At 34.0% G+C, this 20,429-nt stretch carries 17 protein-coding genes, 1 tRNA gene and 1 pseudogene; 9 read left to right on the top strand and 10 right to left on the bottom strand.

Annotated features, from left to right (window positions below; all coding sequences use genetic code 11):
• Positions 1-4 precede the first annotated feature (4 nt).
• Positions 5-577, bottom strand: a complete 573-nt coding sequence (locus tag ABWU62_RS00925) for a thioredoxin family protein (protein ID WP_353287198.1) — start codon at positions 575-577, stop codon at positions 5-7.
• A 104-nt stretch (positions 578-681) separates the two neighbouring features.
• On the opposite strand from ABWU62_RS00925, the gene tmk reads away from it, so the two are divergent.
• Positions 682-1,275, top strand: a complete 594-nt coding sequence (tmk, locus tag ABWU62_RS00930; RefSeq protein WP_353287199.1) for a dTMP kinase — start codon at positions 682-684, stop codon at positions 1,273-1,275.
• A gap of 25 nt (positions 1,276-1,300) precedes the next feature.
• Here the strand turns inward: tmk and ABWU62_RS00935 are convergent, their stop codons facing one another.
• Positions 1,301-1,522, bottom strand: a complete 222-nt coding sequence (locus ABWU62_RS00935) for a hypothetical protein (RefSeq protein WP_353287200.1) — start codon at positions 1,520-1,522, stop codon at positions 1,301-1,303.
• Positions 1,523-1,619: 97 nt separating this feature from the next.
• Here ABWU62_RS00935 and ABWU62_RS00940 point away from each other — a divergent pair.
• Positions 1,620-2,625 (top strand): IS630 family transposase gene (locus tag ABWU62_RS00940; protein ID WP_353287090.1). Its coding sequence is split into 2 segments (ribosomal slippage): positions 1,620-2,081 and positions 2,083-2,625, totalling 1,005 coding nucleotides; the frame shifts between segments, so codons are not numbered across the junction.
• 288 nt (positions 2,626-2,913) lie between these two features.
• A complete protein-coding gene (locus tag ABWU62_RS00945) occupies positions 2,914-3,102 on the top strand; it encodes a hypothetical protein (RefSeq protein WP_353287201.1) in 189 nt (62 codons plus the stop codon).
• Positions 3,103-3,432: 330 nt separating this feature from the next.
• Here the strand turns inward: ABWU62_RS00945 and ABWU62_RS00950 are convergent.
• Positions 3,433-3,509: transfer RNA gene (locus tag ABWU62_RS00950), tRNA-Met, on the bottom strand.
• A gap of 96 nt (positions 3,510-3,605) precedes the next feature.
• On the opposite strand from ABWU62_RS00950, the pseudogene ABWU62_RS00955 reads away from it, so the two are divergent.
• The 3 genes and pseudogenes from ABWU62_RS00955 to ABWU62_RS00965 all read left to right on the top strand — a co-directional run bounded on the left by ABWU62_RS00955 (position 3,606) and on the right by ABWU62_RS00965 (position 8,460).
• Positions 3,606-5,629, top strand: a pseudogene (locus ABWU62_RS00955) (ComEC/Rec2 family competence protein).
• Positions 5,630-5,670: 41 nt separating this feature from the next.
• Positions 5,671-7,515 (top strand): hypothetical protein, encoded by a 1,845-nt coding sequence (locus tag ABWU62_RS00960; protein WP_353287202.1) that lies wholly within the window; start codon positions 5,671-5,673, stop codon positions 7,513-7,515.
• A gap of 33 nt (positions 7,516-7,548) precedes the next feature.
• A complete protein-coding gene (locus tag ABWU62_RS00965) occupies positions 7,549-8,460 on the top strand; it encodes an RluA family pseudouridine synthase (RefSeq protein ID WP_353287203.1) in 912 nt (303 codons plus the stop codon).
• A gap of 6 nt (positions 8,461-8,466) precedes the next feature.
• Here ABWU62_RS00965 and ABWU62_RS00970 read toward each other — a convergent pair whose 3' ends face one another.
• From ABWU62_RS00970 to ABWU62_RS00985, 4 genes are all read right to left on the bottom strand, one after another.
• Positions 8,467-8,814 carry a diacylglycerol kinase gene (locus ABWU62_RS00970; protein ID WP_353287204.1) on the bottom strand — a complete coding sequence of 116 codons (348 nt, stop codon included), beginning with the start codon at positions 8,812-8,814 and terminating at the stop codon, positions 8,467-8,469.
• Between the two features lie 298 nt (positions 8,815-9,112).
• The gene (gene carB / locus ABWU62_RS00975) at positions 9,113-12,397 is read right to left on the bottom strand and encodes a carbamoyl-phosphate synthase large subunit (RefSeq protein ID WP_353287205.1); all 3,285 of its coding nucleotides are present in this window, start codon (positions 12,395-12,397) and stop codon (positions 9,113-9,115) included.
• A 254-nt stretch (positions 12,398-12,651) separates the two neighbouring features.
• Entirely contained in the window at positions 12,652-13,407 is a 756-nt protein-coding gene (locus tag ABWU62_RS00980; RefSeq protein ID WP_353287206.1) for an SDR family oxidoreductase, read from the bottom strand.
• Positions 13,394-14,209 (bottom strand): YihY/virulence factor BrkB family protein, encoded by an 816-nt coding sequence (locus ABWU62_RS00985; protein ID WP_353287207.1) that lies wholly within the window; start codon positions 14,207-14,209, stop codon positions 13,394-13,396. Before ABWU62_RS00985 ends, ABWU62_RS00980 begins: the two co-directional genes overlap by 14 nt.
• A gap of 136 nt (positions 14,210-14,345) precedes the next feature.
• Between ABWU62_RS00985 and ABWU62_RS00990 the strand changes: the two genes are divergently transcribed.
• Positions 14,346-14,675 carry a TrbC/VirB2 family protein gene (locus ABWU62_RS00990; RefSeq protein ID WP_353287208.1) on the top strand — a complete coding sequence of 110 codons (330 nt, stop codon included), beginning with the start codon at positions 14,346-14,348 and terminating at the stop codon, positions 14,673-14,675.
• Positions 14,676-14,999: 324 nt separating this feature from the next.
• Here ABWU62_RS00990 and ABWU62_RS00995 read toward each other — a convergent pair whose 3' ends face one another.
• The gene (locus ABWU62_RS00995; RefSeq protein ID WP_353287209.1) at positions 15,000-15,254 is read right to left on the bottom strand and encodes a hypothetical protein; all 255 of its coding nucleotides are present in this window, start codon (positions 15,252-15,254) and stop codon (positions 15,000-15,002) included.
• Positions 15,255-15,617: 363 nt separating this feature from the next.
• A complete protein-coding gene (purF, locus tag ABWU62_RS01000; protein ID WP_353287210.1) occupies positions 15,618-17,003 on the bottom strand; it encodes an amidophosphoribosyltransferase in 1,386 nt (461 codons plus the stop codon).
• A 250-nt stretch (positions 17,004-17,253) separates the two neighbouring features.
• On the opposite strand from purF, the gene ABWU62_RS01005 reads away from it, so the two are divergent.
• On the top strand, positions 17,254-18,510 hold the full coding sequence (locus tag ABWU62_RS01005) for a hypothetical protein (RefSeq protein WP_353287211.1): 1,257 nt from the start codon (positions 17,254-17,256) through the stop codon (positions 18,508-18,510).
• Positions 18,511-18,613: 103 nt separating this feature from the next.
• Here ABWU62_RS01005 and ABWU62_RS01010 read toward each other — a convergent pair whose 3' ends face one another.
• Entirely contained in the window at positions 18,614-19,153 is a 540-nt protein-coding gene (locus ABWU62_RS01010) for a demethoxyubiquinone hydroxylase family protein (protein ID WP_410542184.1), read from the bottom strand.
• 156 nt (positions 19,154-19,309) lie between these two features.
• Between ABWU62_RS01010 and ABWU62_RS01015 the strand changes: the two genes are divergently transcribed.
• Positions 19,310-20,315, top strand: a protein-coding gene (locus tag ABWU62_RS01015; protein WP_353287184.1) for an IS630 family transposase whose coding sequence is annotated in 2 segments (ribosomal slippage) — positions 19,310-19,771 and positions 19,773-20,315 — 1,005 coding nt in all. Because the reading frame shifts where the segments join, the coding sequence is not laid out codon by codon here.
• Positions 20,316-20,429: the final 114 nt, after the last annotated feature.

Consider the following 20,429-nt stretch of genomic DNA (forward strand, 5'->3'; position numbering starts at 1 on the left):
ACATTTACCCTGTAGAATTAGACCATTTAATTGAGCAACCAATACTTGATTTTTGATCAACTGGAGGATTGCTAGTTTTTGCAATAAATTTCATTGCTTGAAATAAATCACTACTTCCTATTTCATAATTTTGAACTTTCTCTTTTTTTGTATTGTTAAAACGTCCACGATAACAAAGTTTTAAATTAGCGTTAAACCCAAAGAGATCAGGGGTACAAACAGCACCATACTCTTTAGCTACTTCTTGGTTACTGTCAATCAAATATGGAAATGTAAACTTATTTTCCTTGGCAAAATCAATCATGTTTTCAAAGGAGTCTTCTGGGTACTCATTCACATCATTTGGCATTATTGCAGCTGTATTTACGTGATAATCTTTTTTCAATAAATCAATATCGCTTACCAGATTGCTAATAATTGATTGAACGTAAGGACAGTGATTGCATATAAACATTACAATAAGACCATTTTTCCCACAACAGTCACTTAATGTATAATATTTGTTATCCACTCCCAAGAGATTGAAATCCTTTGCAGTAAAGTCAAAATCTACCTCAGGAGTATTCAGTGCAACCATAGCTTATAGAGTATTTTACTTTATATAACTTATGATCTTATTGCTTAAATGTCAAATGGTTTCTATGTATACTGCTTGCATTTAGCATTGTAATTATAAAACTTATGTTCATAACCTTCGAAGGAATAGATGGTTCTGGTAAAACAACACAGTCTGAGTTACTTGCAAATTATTTTAAGCAAGTTCGCGGTGAAAATAATGTGGTATTGACTCGAGAACCAGGTGGTACTGATTTTGCAGAAAAAATAAGAGGATTACTACTTAAGGATAATATTGATCCCATCTCTGAACTTTTATTACTTACCTCAATGAGATATGAACATATGAAAGAATTAATACTACCAGCTCTTAAAGAGGGAAAGACAGTTATTTGTGATCGATTTATCGATTCAACTATTGCGTATCAAGGATATGGGCTAGGTGTTGACTTGAGTCTAATAAGAGATTTACACAAATTAGTAGAAATTAAATATCCAGATATCACATTTATTCTGGATATTGATGTTCAAGTTGGGCTCAGTAGAGCAAAAGACAAAAATAAATATGAAGAAATGAACATTGATTTTTATAATAAAGTTCGAAAGGGATTTCAAGAAATAGCTGTAAAAGAGTTTAATAGATGTAATGTTATTACTGAAATTGAAAAAAAAAGTGATAATCAAATACACAATGAAATTATTGATATTGCAAAGACTTAGCTATGCTTATTGAACTTTTGCTAACCTAAACAGTTACTGCGTTAACCTGTGGTAAAAAATTATCAATTTTAGGTGACGTTATTTCATACGAAAGACTCTCTTTTTGATTAGCTAAAAAACTTTGTATTTCATCTTTAGGTTTTTCACTTATTGTTCTATATATTCTTGCGCGATTAATTAGCTCATTTCTACTGTTTTTATTGCTTACTTCAGTTATGGTAAAAAATTGATCAAAGTGATTTAACAAATCCTCGTCTACTAATACCAATTCCCGCTATACAAGTAACGAATAGACAATAATGGAAAAAAAGCCATACTGGAGTAAGTAAAATAGCGAGGTTTAGATGGCATTAAGATCAAAATTATTGGATGAAAAAGTGGTGGAATCAGCAAAAGAGATGCTGAAGAAAGTAAGAAATAATGCGTATGTTGCAAAAAAACTAAATGCTGTAATTGCAGCAAAAAAGCACAGTATAACAGCTGTAGCAAAAATATGTTGCATTTCGAGAAAGGCAATTACTACATGGATAAAGCACATAAAATTTGGAAGAGAAGAAAAATTATTTTCTCCACCTCAACGCCGTAGAAAAACTATATTGAACCAAAGTCAACTTGAACAAATTGAGGTGTGGATAGAGGAAAACCCCAATATTACTATTAGAGAAATGAGAATAAGAATCCAAGAAAGATTTGGTTTGAATATCAGCAAATCCACAATACATCGTAATATGCAAAGAATGAAATTCTCATATATCACACCAAGACCAGTTCATAGTGGACAGGATAAAAATAAGCAAGAGGAGTTTAAAAAAAAACCTCAATGAAACTATTGTCATGCATTCTGAAAAAGAGCTATTTTTCTTCGATGAATCACGGTTTGGTACACATTCAAAAGTTGGACATGGGTGGTTTAAAAAAGGCAGTAGGACACAGGTTAAGGTAAAATTAGGTAGGGAAAATTTTTATCTCTATAGTGCAGTTAATCCCAGAAATGGAGAGAATTTTAGCTTATTTGCACCAAACGTCAACACTGCTTGTATAAATATATTCCTTGAACAGATGTCGCAATATTTAGGAATACGAAAGGCTTTTCTCGTGATGGATTGCGCTAGTTGGCATAAGTCAAAAAGTTTAAAGATACCTAAAAATATCGAAATTATATACCTACCACCATACTCACCTGACCTCAATCCTGTTGAGAGGTTTTGGTTATATATAAAACAGAACATTTTGCGCAATAAAATCTACGATACAATTGTTCTGCTTGAGAGCGCTTTGTGTAAATTTATTACCTCTCTTTCCCCTTCCACGGTTAAACAACTCTGCAATGCTTCTTATTTGGTTCATTAATAATGAGAGTTGGTATAAGGATGCAATGCTATCAATGTCTTTTACATATAAAGCAAGTTTGTGCGCTTTGCTACGATCCTCAAAACAAAAGTACTTTACAAAACTTATTTTTTGTAATATCTCTTGTTTCTGCTAGCAAAAATCCGATTCCGTCTTGGCAATTCACTCTCTTAACTGACTCAGCAGATACCGAGAACATTTTCTCTACAGACTTTTTCTCACAACCAAAAAGAAACGTATAATATCCCATAGACAGAGTCAAGAAAAGGAATATAGCTGGAAGCAAGAATGGAAGCAAGTAGATTTTGTGATTCAGGAAAGATAAACCAGACGGCAGTTGCTGCTGACACAGCTAAAAATAATCATGACATAACGAGTTTTATTTTTCTTCTGTATCCGTTATCAATAACTGTATTTATGCCAATAAAAGCCACATCAACCATTGCTCATACCTCACTAAAAGTAATATTAGCTTAATAATAGCATTGTTGTGATAAGAAATCAATATTATGAATATTTTAATTAATTTATAAAATCATCCAACCAAATAGAAAAAAGGCAAAAGAAGTCCCGAATAGCGAGTTTTAATAATTTAAATTGATAATGTACTAACAAGCGTGATTTGGCTAAATGTAGAAAAAATAAAAAAGACATGCAGCCACTATAATTTAATGTAATTCACCAATAAATACCTTAAGTTTTTTACTGAATGTTGCGATTGAGCCTACAGGTCAAAAACAAGCTTTGAGTCAGAAATACCATTGCTATTATAATAAGAGAAATCGCGATGTTTGTACAATTGAAAGATGGTTGCGGGAGTAGGATTTGAACCTACGACCTTCAGGTTATGAGCCTGACGAGCTACCGAGCTGCTCCATCCCGCGTCGTTGCTTATTTATTATTATATGCGTAATAATAATAAATAAAAGAATAAAATCACACTATTACATATATTTATATATCTATTAACCTTTCTTAACATGATAGTAAATTATATACATAACAATCTGTGCAATGAAAAATATAACTTGATATTGTGGTTCCCTGTTTTTCAGTGTGCAGGAATTTTAACCTATTTCTCATTAAATTTTGAACCAAGCTGTGCTTTCACTATATCTATTTTTCTCTTGCTTTCACCTATACTAATTCTGATTGCAATATTATACAGGAAATACGCAATATTATGCATTTCTTTAATTGCAGTGCTCATAGGATTTACAGCCAGCAAATTCAGAACAGATTCAGTTAATACTCACATTCTTGATAAGGAAAGGTATGTAAAAGATATTGTTGCTACAGTGAAGGATATTAACGATAGGGGCTCATATAAACAATTTTTGCTTTATGAAATAAAAAACACGAAGTTCAAGCTGGATAACATCAGAATATCAGTTAAAACCAAAGCGGAAGAAGGCATTAAAATAGGGGATCAAGTAAAATTATCAGCAAAACTCTTTCCTCCAAAAATTGCGCCTTCGGAATATGCATATGATTTTGCAAGAATAGCATATTATCAGAAAATAAGTGCAACAGGCTTTGCAACAAGCAAAATAGTCCTGTACAAAAGGCTGAAGCAAGAAAATTTCAAGAGTATATAGAATCTTTCCGTCAATATATCTATGAAAACCTACAGCAAAATACCAAAAAGCCACACGCGGACATAATCTCTGCATTATTAATTGGCAAAAAAGACGGGATAGATCAAAAAACTATGAATGCGATACGAGATTCAGGTATAGCACATTTATTCGCTATATCTGGTTTACATTTATCGTTTGTTGCTGGTCTATTTTTTATAGTATTCCGTAATTTATTTGCAATATCTGAAACTTTGACTCTTAAATATAACACTAAAAAAATATCTGCATTCTTTACTATCTTGCCAACTACCTTTTATTTGTTGATTACCGGTATGCAAATTTCTGCTCAGCGTGCCTACATCATGGTGATCTTGGTACTTGTTGCAATAATCATAGAAAGGAAATATCGAGGATTAATAGCAATTGCGTTTGCTGCTTCGGTGATACTCATAGTGGAGACAGAAGCAATCTTAAAGCCAGGTTTTCAAATGTCATTTTTTGCTGTTTTGGCATTAGTTGCCAGCTATCAGATCAATGCTAATAAGTTATTCAAAATAAAAATAATAAAATATTTTGTGTCGATAATGATCAGCTCAATAATAGCAAGTTTAGCAACTGTTCCGTACACAATATACAATTTTAACTATTTTTCAATCAGTGGCATTATCACAAATTTGATTGCTATACCAATAGTTACACTCATTATTATTCCACTTGGAATAATCTATGTTTTATTGATTCCTTTAGGTACTCAGTGGATTATAACGCCTCTCATGGAACGCCCAATTGACAGCGTTTTATATATAACAAACGCAATTGCCAGTCTTCAGTATTTGGTTATTCCTATTCGCACTTTTCCTGCCTCATTAATTATTATAATAACGCTTGGGCTATTATGGTTATGCTTGTGGGAAAGGAATTGGCGTTTCTTTGGAATTTTCTTTATTGTGCTAGGTATTTTCTCTAGCGCTATGTATACAACTCCTGACATTCTAGTCAGTGCTGATAATCTTGCTGTAAAAGAAGATGACAATTTACTATATTCCCTTACTAGAAAAAACAGAAATTTTGTTGTCAAAACGTGGGTAAAGCAAAACGGGCAGAATCAAATTGTGAATCATACTAAATTCAGTAATTCAAACAAAAGGCTAAAATGTAATGATTATGACTGTATATATAATAAAGGAAATAATAAGTCAGTGTTGCTAGCTCATAAAAGAGAAGATATTTTAGAAAATTGTAACAATGTCGATCTAGTAATTCAGTTAAGCAAGTTTAACTATCCAGCTTGCAATACTAAAATCATCAAATACTCTGACTTAGAGGCATATGGCACACACTCTGTTTGGCTAACAGATAGTGGCATAAAGGTTAGTAAAGTGCGTTCTAATCGTCCTTGGCATAAGCCAAAAAACTTGTTTTAAAAGTGTCATTAGTATATAATTAATTAGGTACGAGGAAGTTTATGCCTTTAGATATAACAAACCCTTTAAATGTTAAAGTAGATCATAATTTTGCCAAAATAGATGATGCTATTGGTTTTTTCCCTAGACTATGGCGTGCAGCAAGAAAGTATTCTGTAAGTAACACTCTGCTCATAGCGGCTGTAAATACTTGGCTTCAATTTTCTTTGGCTTACGTAACTGCAATAATAATAACCAGTAATAATTTAAGCTTTATTACAGATATTTTTAACCCAACATTCATGCCAATTTACACTTTAGTTTCTGTTATTCTTTTAACAACTTTTGTAGCCTCTTTTGCTATGAGATATATGCATAAGCAGGAGATAAAAGAAGGAGAAAAGTCGATGGAGGAATTAATAAATGATAAAATTAGAGGTGGCAAAGACAACGAGATAAGTGAAATCGCTGAAAATGCTCTAAAAATAGAGATAAAACCAAATTTAAGTCTTATAGGTCACAAAAAAGCAAGCTTTTCAATAATTTTGCCAATCTCTGAAAATCAAAAAAAAATATTAGATGATCAAAGACAAGAGAATAAGAATAAGGCAATTTTTCTTACCATACCATATGTAATTAGTGCTGTAATTATAGTTGGTGCATTAATGCAAAATAGATTTAGCTTTGCCAATGTTCAGGATTTGGAATGGGCTCCAGTTGCACTGGCTAGTATCATTGCTATTGTTGGAATATATGTAACATTCAGCAAGCTAAAAAACAATGAGATAAACAATAATCATAACATTGTTAAAAAGTTTAACAATTTGGATATTCTCTTTCCATGCAGAAGAGGTGGTATTGTATCGGTAATGGAAAAAAAGACAAAAGATGAGGAAGAAAATGATTCTATATCTCGATTGATAAAATTACTTGATAAACACTTGACTGATTTTACAGATAAAATTGTTGACTCACTCGATAAGCGCTTAGATGAAGCTAAAGATCTACTTGATAGTAGCCTTCTAAAACAGATTAAAGAAACACTTGTTCATCTACAAGTAATTAGAGAAGATATTAAAAAAGATTTAGATGAGTTGCATGAGGAAATCTTGCCTATTTTAAGTGAAGCTAAACAGCTGACAAAAAAAGCAAATTCATTAGATATTGAAGGTACTTTTTCCAATCTACAAAGCGCTATTGAAACTTTCAAGAATGCTATCAAGATAGTGGAAGACAAGGTAGAAAGCTTAAAGTTAGGAAGATTTGGTGTGCCCTATTTTGATACAACACAATCTGGTCGAAATGGACATAAAAGTAGCAATAATCAGACGGAAGGTGATAGCAATCAACTCTTTGGCATGTTAAAAAAAATTAAGGAAGAAGTAGGTGAGTTGAAAAAAGCATTTGAAGAATTAAAGAAATCTGTAGAAGAAATAAAAAATGAACAAACTCAATCAACCGAACCTAATAACAGTGGAAGCAGTAACGCTGCTAATCCTCTTCAAAAAGAGCAAGATGAAAAGAAAAAAGTAATAGAGAAAAACAGGCTGTTAAAATCAGAAAAAAGGATGAAAGAATTAGAGAAAGAAAACGCAAAATTGGAAAAAGAATTGTCTGAGCAAGAAAAAGCAGATGAATGGAAAGAAAAAATTAATGGCAAAGCAAGTGAGTTTTTCTATTATTTATTAGAATCTATTAAGCTGGAAGAAAAAAATGATGAGGAAGGAAAAGTCAGTGAAGTGACATTAAGAAACTTTGATAATAAAATAATAGTCCACTGGAAAGATGGCTCTCAGACAATTTTTGATATCAAGAAACAAGGTGACCTTCAAGTTCAACCTAGCACAAAAGTTGATTTTGTGGATCCAGATGTTCATGCAGCATTTGAAGTAGCTTATTCAAGGTAGCTACTATAGATATAGTCTTAGATATTGTTAGTAATGAAAAGGCTAGATACCTACATAGCTGAAAAGTGCAACATATCGCGCAGTAAAGCGCAAAGATTGATACAAGGTAAACAGGTAACATTACTTGGCATTTCCTTAGTTGATAATGATCATGTAGTAAAACCAGGTGAGGAGTATATAGTACATCTCGTTCAACCTGACATATCCACATCAATTGAACCTAACTATAATATAAAGCTTGATATCGTCTATGAAAATGAGGACATTATAGTTCTGAACAAACAAAATGGGCTAACTGTCCATCCTGGTGCTGGGACAAATAACGATACACTCCTGAACGCAGTGATCGCTCACCTTGGCAAAATTCCATATACAAATACAAGACCAGGAATTGTTCACAGGCTTGATAAAGATACTAGTGGACTCATGGTAATTGCAAAAAATGAACAATCCCACAGCTTCTTGTCTGAGCTGATATCAAATCGTAAAATAAAACGGGAATATCTGGCAGTAGTATGGGGAGCATTACCTAATCTGCAAGGAACAGTAAAAACCCATATTGCTCCAAAACGCAGTAATAAAGAAATGATGTGTGTCACAAAAACAGCAGGCAAATTAGCAATCACTCATTACTCAGTGAAAAAAATTATAGGGCAAGCAAGCCTAGTTAAATGTACTTTAGAGACAGGCAGAACACACCAAATTCGAGTACACATGAGCCACATAGGACATTCTGTAGTAGGTGATCAAGTTTACGGAAAAAATAGTAGTAAAAGTGCAAAATATGCTAAAAATTCTGATTTTATCCGCAACTTCAACAGACAGGCACTACATGCTCACACGCTAGGCTTATATCATCCCAAAAGTAAAGAATATATGGAATTTGTTTCTGATTTACCACAAGACATGCAAGTCTTAATCGGCGAATTTGAAAATATATCTTAATAACATTCATATCAATATTATCATCCATATTATCAAGAAGTTAATTAATGAAAGAAAAACTGCTGCACTTCCAAGATCTTTCACCTTTTTTGAAAGTATATGTTGTTCACTGGAAATACGCTCAATTGTTGCTTCAAAAGCAGTGTTAATAATTTCTACAATTAACACTAGAAATGGGCTGCTTACCATCACTGCACGTTCTAGACTACTTACATCTAAAACAAATAAAGCTGAAACACATACTATAAAAAGCAGTAACTCCTGTCTGAACGTAACTTCTGATACAAAAGCTGATTTTATTCCTTCAAAAGAATATTGAATTGCTTTTACTAGACGAATAATGCTTTTCTTCATTATCAATTTTAGAAACTCAATGAATTTACACTTATTGCACTTAGGTAAAAAATGCATGAAAACACCTTTCAATCGTGATCACTTATAAAGCAGGAATCATGCTATAAGTACACAGATTTTTACAGTTAAAATCTAGCATATTGTTTGAATCAAGAGAATTAGTACAAAGCCTTTCAACAAACGCTCAAGGCAGTTATATATTGATACTGACACAAAAATCCTTTAATTAAATTTCTCTCACCTTAGCTTACACGATCCTCATTTTGAAATAAGTAATAATTTATTATAGTTTTGATATTTAAACGTTTTGTATCTGCTGTAATGATTTCACTTCCAATTTGCTATTCTTTACATATTGAATTGCAAGCACTAACGCTTTACTCCCAGAAGCTGTGGTGCTATAAGCTATATTTTGCAAAATAGCAGTTCTCCTGATGTCTTTGCTATCTGAGGCTGATTTCACGCCTTTTGAAGTATTGATTACTAGATTTATTTTTCCATCTTTGAGCATATCAACTATGTGGGGTCTGCCTTCTCTCACTTTATTTACAGCTTTTGCAGCAATGCCGTTATTGTTCAGATACAAAGCTGTGCCTTTGGTGGCATATATTTCAAAACTCAGTTCTTTCAACATTCGTACAACAGGCAATATATACTCTTTATCATCATCTTTTACTGAAACCAGAGCTGTTCCTTCTGTTGGTAACTTGTATCCTGCAGCCATGTGCACTTTTGCAAGTGCAGCTTCGAAAGATAAGTCAATTCCCATCACTTCTCCTGTTGATTTCATTTCAGGACCAAGTAAAGTATCAACTCCTGCAAAGCGGGTAAATGGAAAAACAGCAGCTTTAACTGCAAAATGATTGAAAGGCTTGTTTTCCTGATTCAAATTTTTACCCAAAATAACCTGAGTGGCAAGCTTTGCAACAGGAATGTTGATTACCTTGGAAATGAAAGGAACTGTACGGCTAGCCCTTAAATTCACTTCAAGTATGTATACATCACTCTCTTGAACAGCAAACTGAATGTTTATCAGACCTTTCACTTTTAATGCTAATGCTATTCTTTCAGTTTGGAGCTCGATCTCTTTTATTACTTCGTCACTCAATGTATTTGTCGGTATTGAGCATGTTGAATCGCCAGAGTGGATACCAGCTTCTTCAATGTGCTCCATGACCGCTGCAATGAAAACTTTTTTCCCATCACATACAGCATCAACGTCAACCTCAACTGCATTGAGTAAAAATTTATCAAGAAGCAGTGACCCGTGTTCAAAAATTTTGGTTTGGTTCAAGACATACTCTTTAAAGCTCTGAGTATCGTGTCTAATCGACATAGACTGACCGCCTAGGACATATGATGGCCTGACTACTAGTGGAAACCCCACCTTTTCTGCGTTGGTTAACGCTTCTTCTACTGAATGGCAGATAGAATTTTCAGGTTGTTTTAAATTAAGTTGCAAAGCAAGATTTTTAAATCTCATGCGATCTTCTGCAAGGTCAATAGAATCAAACGAAGTTCCTAGAATTTTGAAACCTCTCTCGTTAAGCACTTTGGCTAACTTTAAAGGCGTTTGCCCGCCGATTTGAACTATTACACCAACCAGTGTGCCATTTTCTTGCTCTTTGCTTAGTATTTCAAGCACATCCTCTGCAATGAGTGGCGCGAAATATAAACGACCAGCGGTATCATAATCAGTTGAAACGGTTTCTGGATTACAGTTAATCATTATTGTTTCATACCCCATTTCTTTGGCGGCAGAAGCTGCATGTACGCATGCATAATCAAACTCAATACCTTGACCAATGCGATTTGGACCACTTCCTAAAATGACAACCTTTTCTCGGTCAGAAACATCTGCTTCGCACTCCATTCCCTCTGTCATCCGAGTAGCTGACACTGGGATCCATTCTTCCTTATCTCTGGTCACGCGCTGGATTGTGTTACCCTCATAACAGCCATACATATAAGCAGTGCTCGATTCAAATTCAGCTGCACAGGTGTCTACACGCTTATAAACTTGTTTGATGCCAAATTTTTTTCTTATTTCTTCGATTTGCTCTACTTTCTTATTGCTTAATTTTGCCAATCTTGCATCTGAAAACCCCATTTTTTTCAGCTCTAACATTTCATATGCAGTCTCAGGAAGGCCGTTTTCCTTGATTTTTTGTTCAGCTAATATAATTTGCTGTATATTCTGCAAAAACCATAAGTCATATCCTGTAATCGAATTTATTTCTTCTATGCTTATTCCATGACGCATTGCGTCAGCAGCAATCAGTAATCTGTTTGGCAGCAATTTTGCTAATTGAGATTTGATGTGATCAATATCAGTATTTTCAGGAAATACTTCATTAAGGCCCGTAAGCCCAGTTTCAAGCGAGCGAAAAGTTTTCTGCAGCGACTCATTAAAAGTGCGGCCGATCGACATCACTTCCCCCACTGATTTCATGGAAGTTGATAGTTCACAATTCGTCCCCTTAAACTTCTCAAATTCAAAACGAGGAATTTTAGTGACGATATAATCAATCACTGGTTCAAATGCAGCAGGTATAACTGGAGCGCAATCATTACGTATCTCATCGAGTGAATAGCCGATAGCAAGTTTAGTTACAACTTTTGCAATAGGATAACCTGTTGCTTTTGAAGCAAGTGCAGAAGAGCGAGAAACCCTTGGATTCATTTCAATCACAACGAGGCTTCCATCTTCTTTAGGATTCACTGCAAACTGAACATTTGCACCACCGGCACTAACATCAATTTCTCTTAGCACTGCTATAGATGCATTTCTCATCTGTTGGTATTCTACGTCACGCAGAGTCAAAGCAGGAGCAACCGTGATACTATCTCCGGTGTGCACTCCCATTGGATCAATATTTTCTATCGAACAGACTATTATGCAGTTATCTTTACAATCACGGATAACTTCCATTTCATATTCTTTCCAGCCGATAATTGATTCATCTATCTGAACTTCATTTATTGGCGAAATTTTGAGAGCACTTTCTGCAATATTGAAAAACTCCTCTTTATTGTATGCTATACCGCTACCTGCACCACCAAGGGTGAATGATGAGCGGATGATTGCTGGTAATCCAATGTAATCCAAAGCCTTTCTTATTTGTTCTTGATTTTTTATAATGATACTTTTGGGGTATTTTAGCCCTATTTTATCCATGGACTGACGGAATAACTCTCTATCCTCTGCTTTTTTTATTGCTTCTCTGTTTACCCCTATTAATTCTACATTGTATTTGTCTAACACTCCATCATCTGCAAGTTTTATTGCACAATTAAGTGCTGTTTGCCCACCCATTGTTGGCAATATTGCATTTGGCATCTCCTTAATTATAATTTTCTCTATGATTTCAGGCAGTACCGGCTCAATATAAGTTGCATCAGAAAACTCAGGATCTGTCATTATAGTTGCGGGGTTGGAGTTAACCAAAATGACTTTATAACCTTCACTTTTTAATACTTTACAGCTTTGTGTTCCGGAATAATCAAACTCGCATGCCTGACCTATAACTATTGGGCCTGCTCCTATTACTAATATAGATTCTATATCTGTGCGTTTCGGCATAATTACAATAACGGTCTCTATTCAAGTAATGTTACCAATCTTTCTTGTATATGTGAATTTTTATTAAACCTATTAGCTAACTACTTTTAGGCTTGACGCATAACTGTAAGAATATTGTGATTTGAGTCTACTAGGAGGGTATCATCCAAGTAGTCTTCTTCTCCTGTCATCCCAGTGCACAGACACTGGGATCCAGCTTCTTTTTTTCTAGATTCCAGTGTCAAGCACTGGAATGACATCCTTTCTAGTGTAATTTATTCGGGAGATTTGCTAAGCGGTAAGATTTCTCCTGATATGTTGCAATCGTTAGAAGCGAGCTCCACAAATTTGTCTGTTAGTTTATCAGGTAACACCAATTCAGATCCAGGAAATGCCTGCTCACTACCCACAGGTCCTTTCGTGTATACAGCATTTACACATAATTTTGTATGTTTTGTCTCAGATGCATATATCTGCACCATTATTTCTAGTGCAACTTTACTTGCAGCATACGGCATCCAATATGGATAAGAGGAAGGAGAAAGTGTCACCTCTGAGGTCATGAATATCACTCTTCCAGCATTAGACTTCTTTAGCATTGGATCTAAGTTTTTTAGTAAGTACCAATTGGCAGTAAAATTTGTATTCATTATATTCTGTAGCTCTTCAATCTCACAGTTATGAATGGGGTTCAGTTTGCCTGAAATTCCAGTACACGCAACTAATATATCAAGTGCTCCAGATTCTGATAATTTCAGGCTTTCTATCATGTTTGTCAGTATCTTTACATTCTCAAAGTCTAAAAGATCAAGCTGAATTAGTTTCACAGAGCCTTCTTTAAATTCTTCAAGCTCTTCAATTTCATTATATAGTGGCTTGAGGTGATCGATAGACCTTGAAATCAGAATCACATATGCACCTTCTCTTACAAACCTTTTTGCAACAGCAGAGCCTATTTCACCTGAAGCCCCGGTGATTAAAGCTACTTTACCTTCTAACTTACCCATTTCTTTCTCTTTAGCGAGGTTCATTGAAATATTTTAGCTGAAAATTAAACTTTGCTCCATATATAAAAATAAAACTTAGCATGTAAAAAAATAGTAATGACACTACCACACCACCTAAACTTCCATATATCAAATTCAGTTGGTCAAAGGAAGCTTTTAAGTACTGCTTGAAAACTGAAGCGGAAATTGTCCAAAGAATAACAGCTACACAAGATCCAGGAAATACATCTGATAAGTTTTGTTTTATGTTTGGCAACATAAAATATAGCCAAGAGACTACTGTGAAAAGTACAAATTCAATGAGGAGATATTTAGTATAACTAATCCCCTGATAGGAAAAATCAATTAGCATTGGAACTAATGTAGAGAACACTATAGTTAGAGTTATAATGAGTGTGATCACTAAAAATTGTAATATACTGAGCACTCTTCTCAAGATATAAGGTGGCGAAACTGGAATTTTATAGGCCTTATTCAATATCGTTCTAAATCCTTCAATTGTCGATGAGGCGGTCCAAATAGCACCTACAACTGCTAAGGTTAACAAACTTTGTGGCGGACCTGATATTATCTCCCTAATACGTGGCATTAAAGATGATAAAATATCCTGTGGCATGTTATCAATAATAAATGTCCAGCCGACATTGTATTTATCTAAGAAATTTGCGAATGTTGATGCCACAGCCATTAAAACGATGAGAAAAGGGAATATTGATAACAGGATTAAAAATGATAGATACCCTGCGTGCTCCACTCCATCATTATAAATTGTGTCAATCAAAGCACGATAAAGGCAATAAACGATGCTATAAAATTTTTGTAGCACTGTAATATAAATAAACTAAGAAAAGTATTCTAAATGAAATAAAGTATATTTTTAAGCAAAAAAATCCTCACCATTTACTTAAATTTAATCAAAGTGAAGGATAATCCAGCATTAAATAGAAATTATCGGAGGCATAATGAAAAATTTTCTTCTACTTGTAGCTTTAATTCTCTCCTTTGCGTTTGATGCAGGTGCTCCTCCTGCAAGTACTACTTTTGTTGATAAAAATGATACAACATCATCAGTGATATGCAAGATAATAGGCTATACTCATGGCATAGGTGGACCGATGATCACAATAGTGATAATAGGTGCAGCGTTGCTTGCAATATTCGGTAGAATGCCATGGCCTGCACTTTTTGCACTCGGTGCATTCACTGCTGTGTTTTTTGGCGCTCCTGTAGTCGTTTCAAAAATAACACCAGGCGGTGTGATTTGTAAAAACGGTGCAGTAGCGGATAAGTAATAGAAATTATAGGAGGCATAAACGTAGTTTTCTTTACTTGAAAGTGGTAAGCTTTACCACTTTCAGTGTCTATAACTACCTAATAAATTCTCTTTCTGTAATCATATCAGTTAAAGTCTGGATTCCAGTGTCAAGCACTGGAATGACAAGGTTATCGTCATACCGCCGCGGTATCTCTTAGCCGCTAACACGTAGCGGGATGACGGTTGTCAGGGTAGCTGTCATCCCAGTGCTTGACACTGGGATCCAGGAAATTTGATTGGATATTAAGTTTATGAGCATAGAAGCAGTTAATTTTATGTTAAAACACAACATTTTTGATGATCATGAAAAAACTGGATGCCAGTGTCTGGGCACTGGCATGACATCATCTTTTTTATCAGATACATATGAAATCAGCGCTTTCTTTCTTGTCATCCCAGTGCTTGACACTGGGATCCAGCCTTTACTTACCAACAAAAACTTAGCATAACTTTCATGCTCAAAAAATTCCTGGATTCCAACGTCACGCGCTGGAATGACATCTGTGCTCTTTTTGCTATAAATATTAAAAAATTTACCAAGCAAAAAAAAAGGCAAAAAAGTCCCCTTGTAACGAGTTTTGACCCTATAATAATTTAAATTGGCATTGTAATAATGTGCTAACGCTTAAAATAAGCGCGTTTTGGCTGAATGTAGAAAAAATAAAAAAGACATGCAGCCGCTATAATTTTTATGTAATTTGCCAATAAATATGTGAGTTTTTTTACTAAATTTGTGATTGAGCCTGCAGGTCAAAAACAAGGATAAATACTCTTAGTGTCATAGTAAGGGAATGACGAAATTTGTAAAGTAGTTTTCACTCAAATGACGCCCAGGCAAAAACTATATGGTTATGCAAAAAATCTATTTTTAAAACTGTTAATATAACATAGAAAAAACCTCACCTTCATTAAGAATAGATTACTTACCAATTGGGTAGTCACCAGTGAAGCAAGCATCACAATATTGCGGTGTACCGTTGTTACGCACCTCTCCTTTAACAGCTCTGTATAGTCCATCAATACTCAAAAATGCTAAGCTATCTACTTCTATACTTTTCCTTATTTCTTCTATAGATTGAGTTGCAGCAATTAAATCTTTGCAATCTGGTGTATCTATTCCATAAAAACAAGAATGCTTAATTGGTGGGCTTGAAATCTTTAGGTGAATTTCTTTTACTCCTGCATCTTTTAACATAACTATTATACTTCTAAGCGTACTACCACGCACTATACTATCGTCTATTAAAATTATGTTTTTACCTTTTAAAATATGCTTATTAGCATTAAACTTTAATTTTATTCTAACTTTACGTATTTCAGCGGTTGGCTGTATAAACGTTCTTCCTATATAATGATTACGAATTATTCCGAGTTCCATAGGTAATCCTGAATACTTTGCATATCCAATAGCTGCAGGTATTCCAGAATCAGGTATTGGTATAATCATATCCACATTGTTTTTTGATGGGCTCTCTTCTGCAAGTATTCTTCCTATTTCTTTTCTTGTATCGTATATAGACCTATTCTCCATTATGCTGTCTGGTCTTGAAAAATAAACATATTCAAAAATACAAAAACTTGATTTTTGCTGTGAAAAAGGAAATATTGAAGCTAGATTACCATTTTGATCAATGGTGACTAACTCACCTGGTTTTATTTCTCTAATAAATTTAGCATTTACTATATCAAAAGCACAAGTTTCAGATGCAAGAACGTAAGAATCGTTTAACTTTCCTAAAACAAGAGGCCTGATTCCAGATGGATCACGTACTCCAATAACAACTTCTTGATTGATTGCCACAAAAGAATAAGCACCTTGTATTTGCCTTAATGCATATATAAAACTCTCTAAGAAGCTATCCTTTTCACCGCTTGCTGTCAGATGCACTACTACTTCTGTATCAATATCTGACTGAAAAACGCACTCTTGTTTAATTAATTGTTTGCGTATCGGAGAAATATTAATTAAATTACCATTATGTGCTATGGCGAAATCCCCAAATTTGCCACTTTTGCCAAACATGGGCTGCACTCCAAATTTACTACCACTGGTTGAGTATCGAACATGACCTATTGCACAATCTCCAGGTAAGGATTTCTTTATTTCATCTATATCATCAAATACGCTGCTCACTTGACCTTGAAAGTGATAAGAGTGCAGCTTATCGGTGTTACTGGTTACTACACCAAAAGACTCTTGACCTCTATGCTGCAAAGCGTGGAGAGCAAGTATAGAGTTAAAAGCAGCACTTTGGTTGCAACTTATGCCAAATACCCCACACTCCTCATTTACTTCATCAAGCATGAAAAATATTAAATAAAGCCCGATTGTACTTTAGTAGAGGCAAAGTACAAGAATTTTATTTGTTAATCTCTTTCAAAGTTGAAGTTTTCTACGGTAGTTTTGATGTATACCAGAAAGTAGGTTATATGCAATTAACCAATTTTGAGATTTTTGACAATTTTTTAGCACTGAAGAAAAAAAGATATTTTTATTGACTTACCTATGTATTGAGGTAATCACTAAAAAATTTTAGTAGTTGATGGTACACAATATGGCTAATCAGGTAAACAAACAAGGTGAAAGTAATCATCTTTTAAAGCTTGAACAGCTCTCTCATAACTTCTTTAACAATCGGCAAACTAGTTCGCCAAATTCAAAATTACCGATTATGAGTCGTAAGAATAGGCACATGGATTTAACCAAGCAAAGGTACGCAAAAAACAAAGATGTTGTGGAATATCTAAAAAATCTTGACTCTATTGAAATAGCAGAGAGATGGTCAATAAATTATCTTTTTGAGCGAGACTCACCTTTCGCAGAATTACAAATACCATTAACTACAAATGAACAAAATCTAATTAAAGAATTTTATGATAAGATAATAAAAGGTATCATAGAACACAATGAGCAAGAAAGCGCTTTAAAGTACATTGAACGCATAACAGAGGACTATTTAAATCAAGGAATAAGATTAAACTCATGTTACGGTAAGGATGATAAAACTGTAACAAATCTAATATTTGAAAAAATGGAAGAATTGATTAATCGCTTTCACGCAAATCCACACAATTCAACTGTGAAAAATATCATACAAAATATCACTCATAATTTAGCGTTAAAAGGCGGAGTAGAAAAAGGGTTGTCTTTTTATAGCGATATTGAAGGTGGATATTATGACTCTGGTTATTTAAATGATCTGAACGAGCAATGTAAGAGTAGGAAAAAAATGCTAGAAAGTATAGCATATGAAGGCATTGTGAAAAAAGATAATAAGCAAATTGATGAATATGACCTTGAAGTAGAAGTAGATAACAAATATTTTTACACTAAATATCCACAAGATAGTATTATTGAAACTGCAAGAATTTTTAATAATGAAAAAGTTAAAGATCTGGAAGTTGGCATATTTCAAATTGAGGAAAGCATAGTAAGAGTTGCAATCACAAAAGATGGAAAAAGAAATTACACAGATATTTTTAAAGGTGGCATTGAAATATTTTTTACTACTAAACTAGGAGAGATTAGTATTTATCTACGGAAAGATGGCAACAAAATGGTAGTAGAAATTGATGAGGAAAGTAAAACAAGGTTTAGCAAATTAGAAAATAAATCAAGCTTTGGAGGGGATTGTCTTATACAGGGGAAAAGTGTTTTAGAAGTTATGGGCAAGAGTTGTGAAAATATTCCTGAGGAGTTAACTCAGACTATTAAGAACGTTCCATCTACTAGTCTTATGCAAACATGTTTACAACAACAAGAAAACTCTAGTAGGGGATTAAATCAATGTATTTTTCAAGACAAGAATTAAGAAATTAATTATAAATATTCATACGCACTAAATTGAGCAGAGGTTATAAGGTAGCAATTAGCACAAGAACTAAAGGTAAATGTAGTTGTCAAATAGTGATTGATTAAATCAATTTAGAGAGGTAAATAGCAGCTTTGCAGCTTGTTTTTATGAACGAAGATAAAACGTTGTAGCCAAGTGCGCTTTCAGCATTGTGCTGAATTGCAATATCTCTGTGTTCTAATTCCTCATCACGAAACTTACTTATAGTTTCTCTTAATTCCCCATCTTCTAAATGTAAGACTTGCTTCTTGTAATGCTCTCCGATCACCTCTTCAACTGCAGCAGTGCAAGCCATAGCAGCTTTTTTGCCCATTATTGCAGTTATAACACCAAGTGACACCCCTAAAACACGCCAAACTGGCAGCAAAGCAGTAGGACGAACTTTTTGCTCCTTGATTTTCTCATTAAAATAGTGGAAATGTTTTTTTTCCTGCTCCTCCATTTCAATTATTTTGTCAATTATAGAAGATTTTTTAAGAATAAATTTTTGACCAGAATAAATGCAAATGGCTCCATATTCGCCAGCATGATTTACTCTAATTGCTTGTTCTAAAAAATTTCCTTTCAATTTTTTTATATTGCTTTCCAATGTCTCCTCCATTTATTTCTGCATTAGTACTACTATAAACCAACATATTATAGAGTAAATAAAATTCCATGCGTACATTGCACTAATACCAATTCCCGCTATACAAGCAACGAATAGACAATAATGGAAAAAAAGCCATACTGGAGTAAGTAAAATAGCGAGGTTTAGATGGCATTAAGATCAAAATTATTGGATGAAAAAGTGGTGGAATCAGCAAAAGAGATGCTGAAGAAAGTAAGAAATAATGCGTATGTTGCAAAAAAACTAAATGCTGTAATTGCAGCAAAAAAGCACAGTATAACAGCTGTAGCAAAAATATGTTGCATTTCGAGAAAGGCAATTACTACATGGATAAAGCACATAAAATTTGGAAGAGAAGAAAAATTATTTTCTCCACCTCAACGCCGTAGAAAAACTATATTGAACCAAAGTCAACTTGAACAAATTGAGGTGTGGATAGAGGAAAACCCCAATATTACTATTAGAGAAATGAGAATAAGAATCCAAGAAAGATTTGGTTTGAATATCAGCAAATCCACAATACATCGTAATATGCAAAGAATGAAATTCTCATATATCACACCAAGACCAGTTCATAGTGGACAGGATAAAAATAAGCAAGAGGAGTTTAAAAAAAAACCTCAATGAAACTATTGTCATGCATTCTGAAAAAGAGCTATTTTTCTTCGATGAATCACGGTTTGGTACACATTCAAAAGTTGGACATGGGTGGTTTAAAAAAGGCAGTAGGACACAGGTTAAGGTAAAATTAGGTAGGGAAAATTTTTATCTCTATAGTGCAGTTAATCCCAGAAATGGAGAGAATTTTAGCTTATTTGCACCAAACGTCAACACTGCTTGTATAAATATATTCCTTGAACAGATGTCGCAATATTTAGGAATACGAAAGGCTTTTCTCGTGATGGATTGCGCTAGTTGGCATAAGTCAAAAAGTTTAAAGATACCTAAAAATATCGAAATTATATACCTACCACCATACTCACCTGACCTCAATCCTGTTGAGAGGTTTTGGTTATATATAAAACAGAACATTTTGCGCAATAAAATCTACGATACAATTGTTCTGCTTGAGAGCGCTTTGTGTAAATTTATTACCTCTCTTTCCCCTTCCACGGCTAAACAACTCTGCAATGCTTCTTATTTGGTTCATTAATAATGAGAGTTGGTATAACATTGTGATTACAGGAACTCAAGTAGCTATAACAACGGCAAGAGTTACTTGACGAACTCCGCCATTCTCCTTAAAATAAGGGTGAAACTATGTTAT

This window comes from Wolbachia endosymbiont (group B) of Gerris lacustris (genome assembly GCF_964028355.1).
Classification (GTDB): domain Bacteria; phylum Pseudomonadota; class Alphaproteobacteria; order Rickettsiales; family Anaplasmataceae; genus Wolbachia.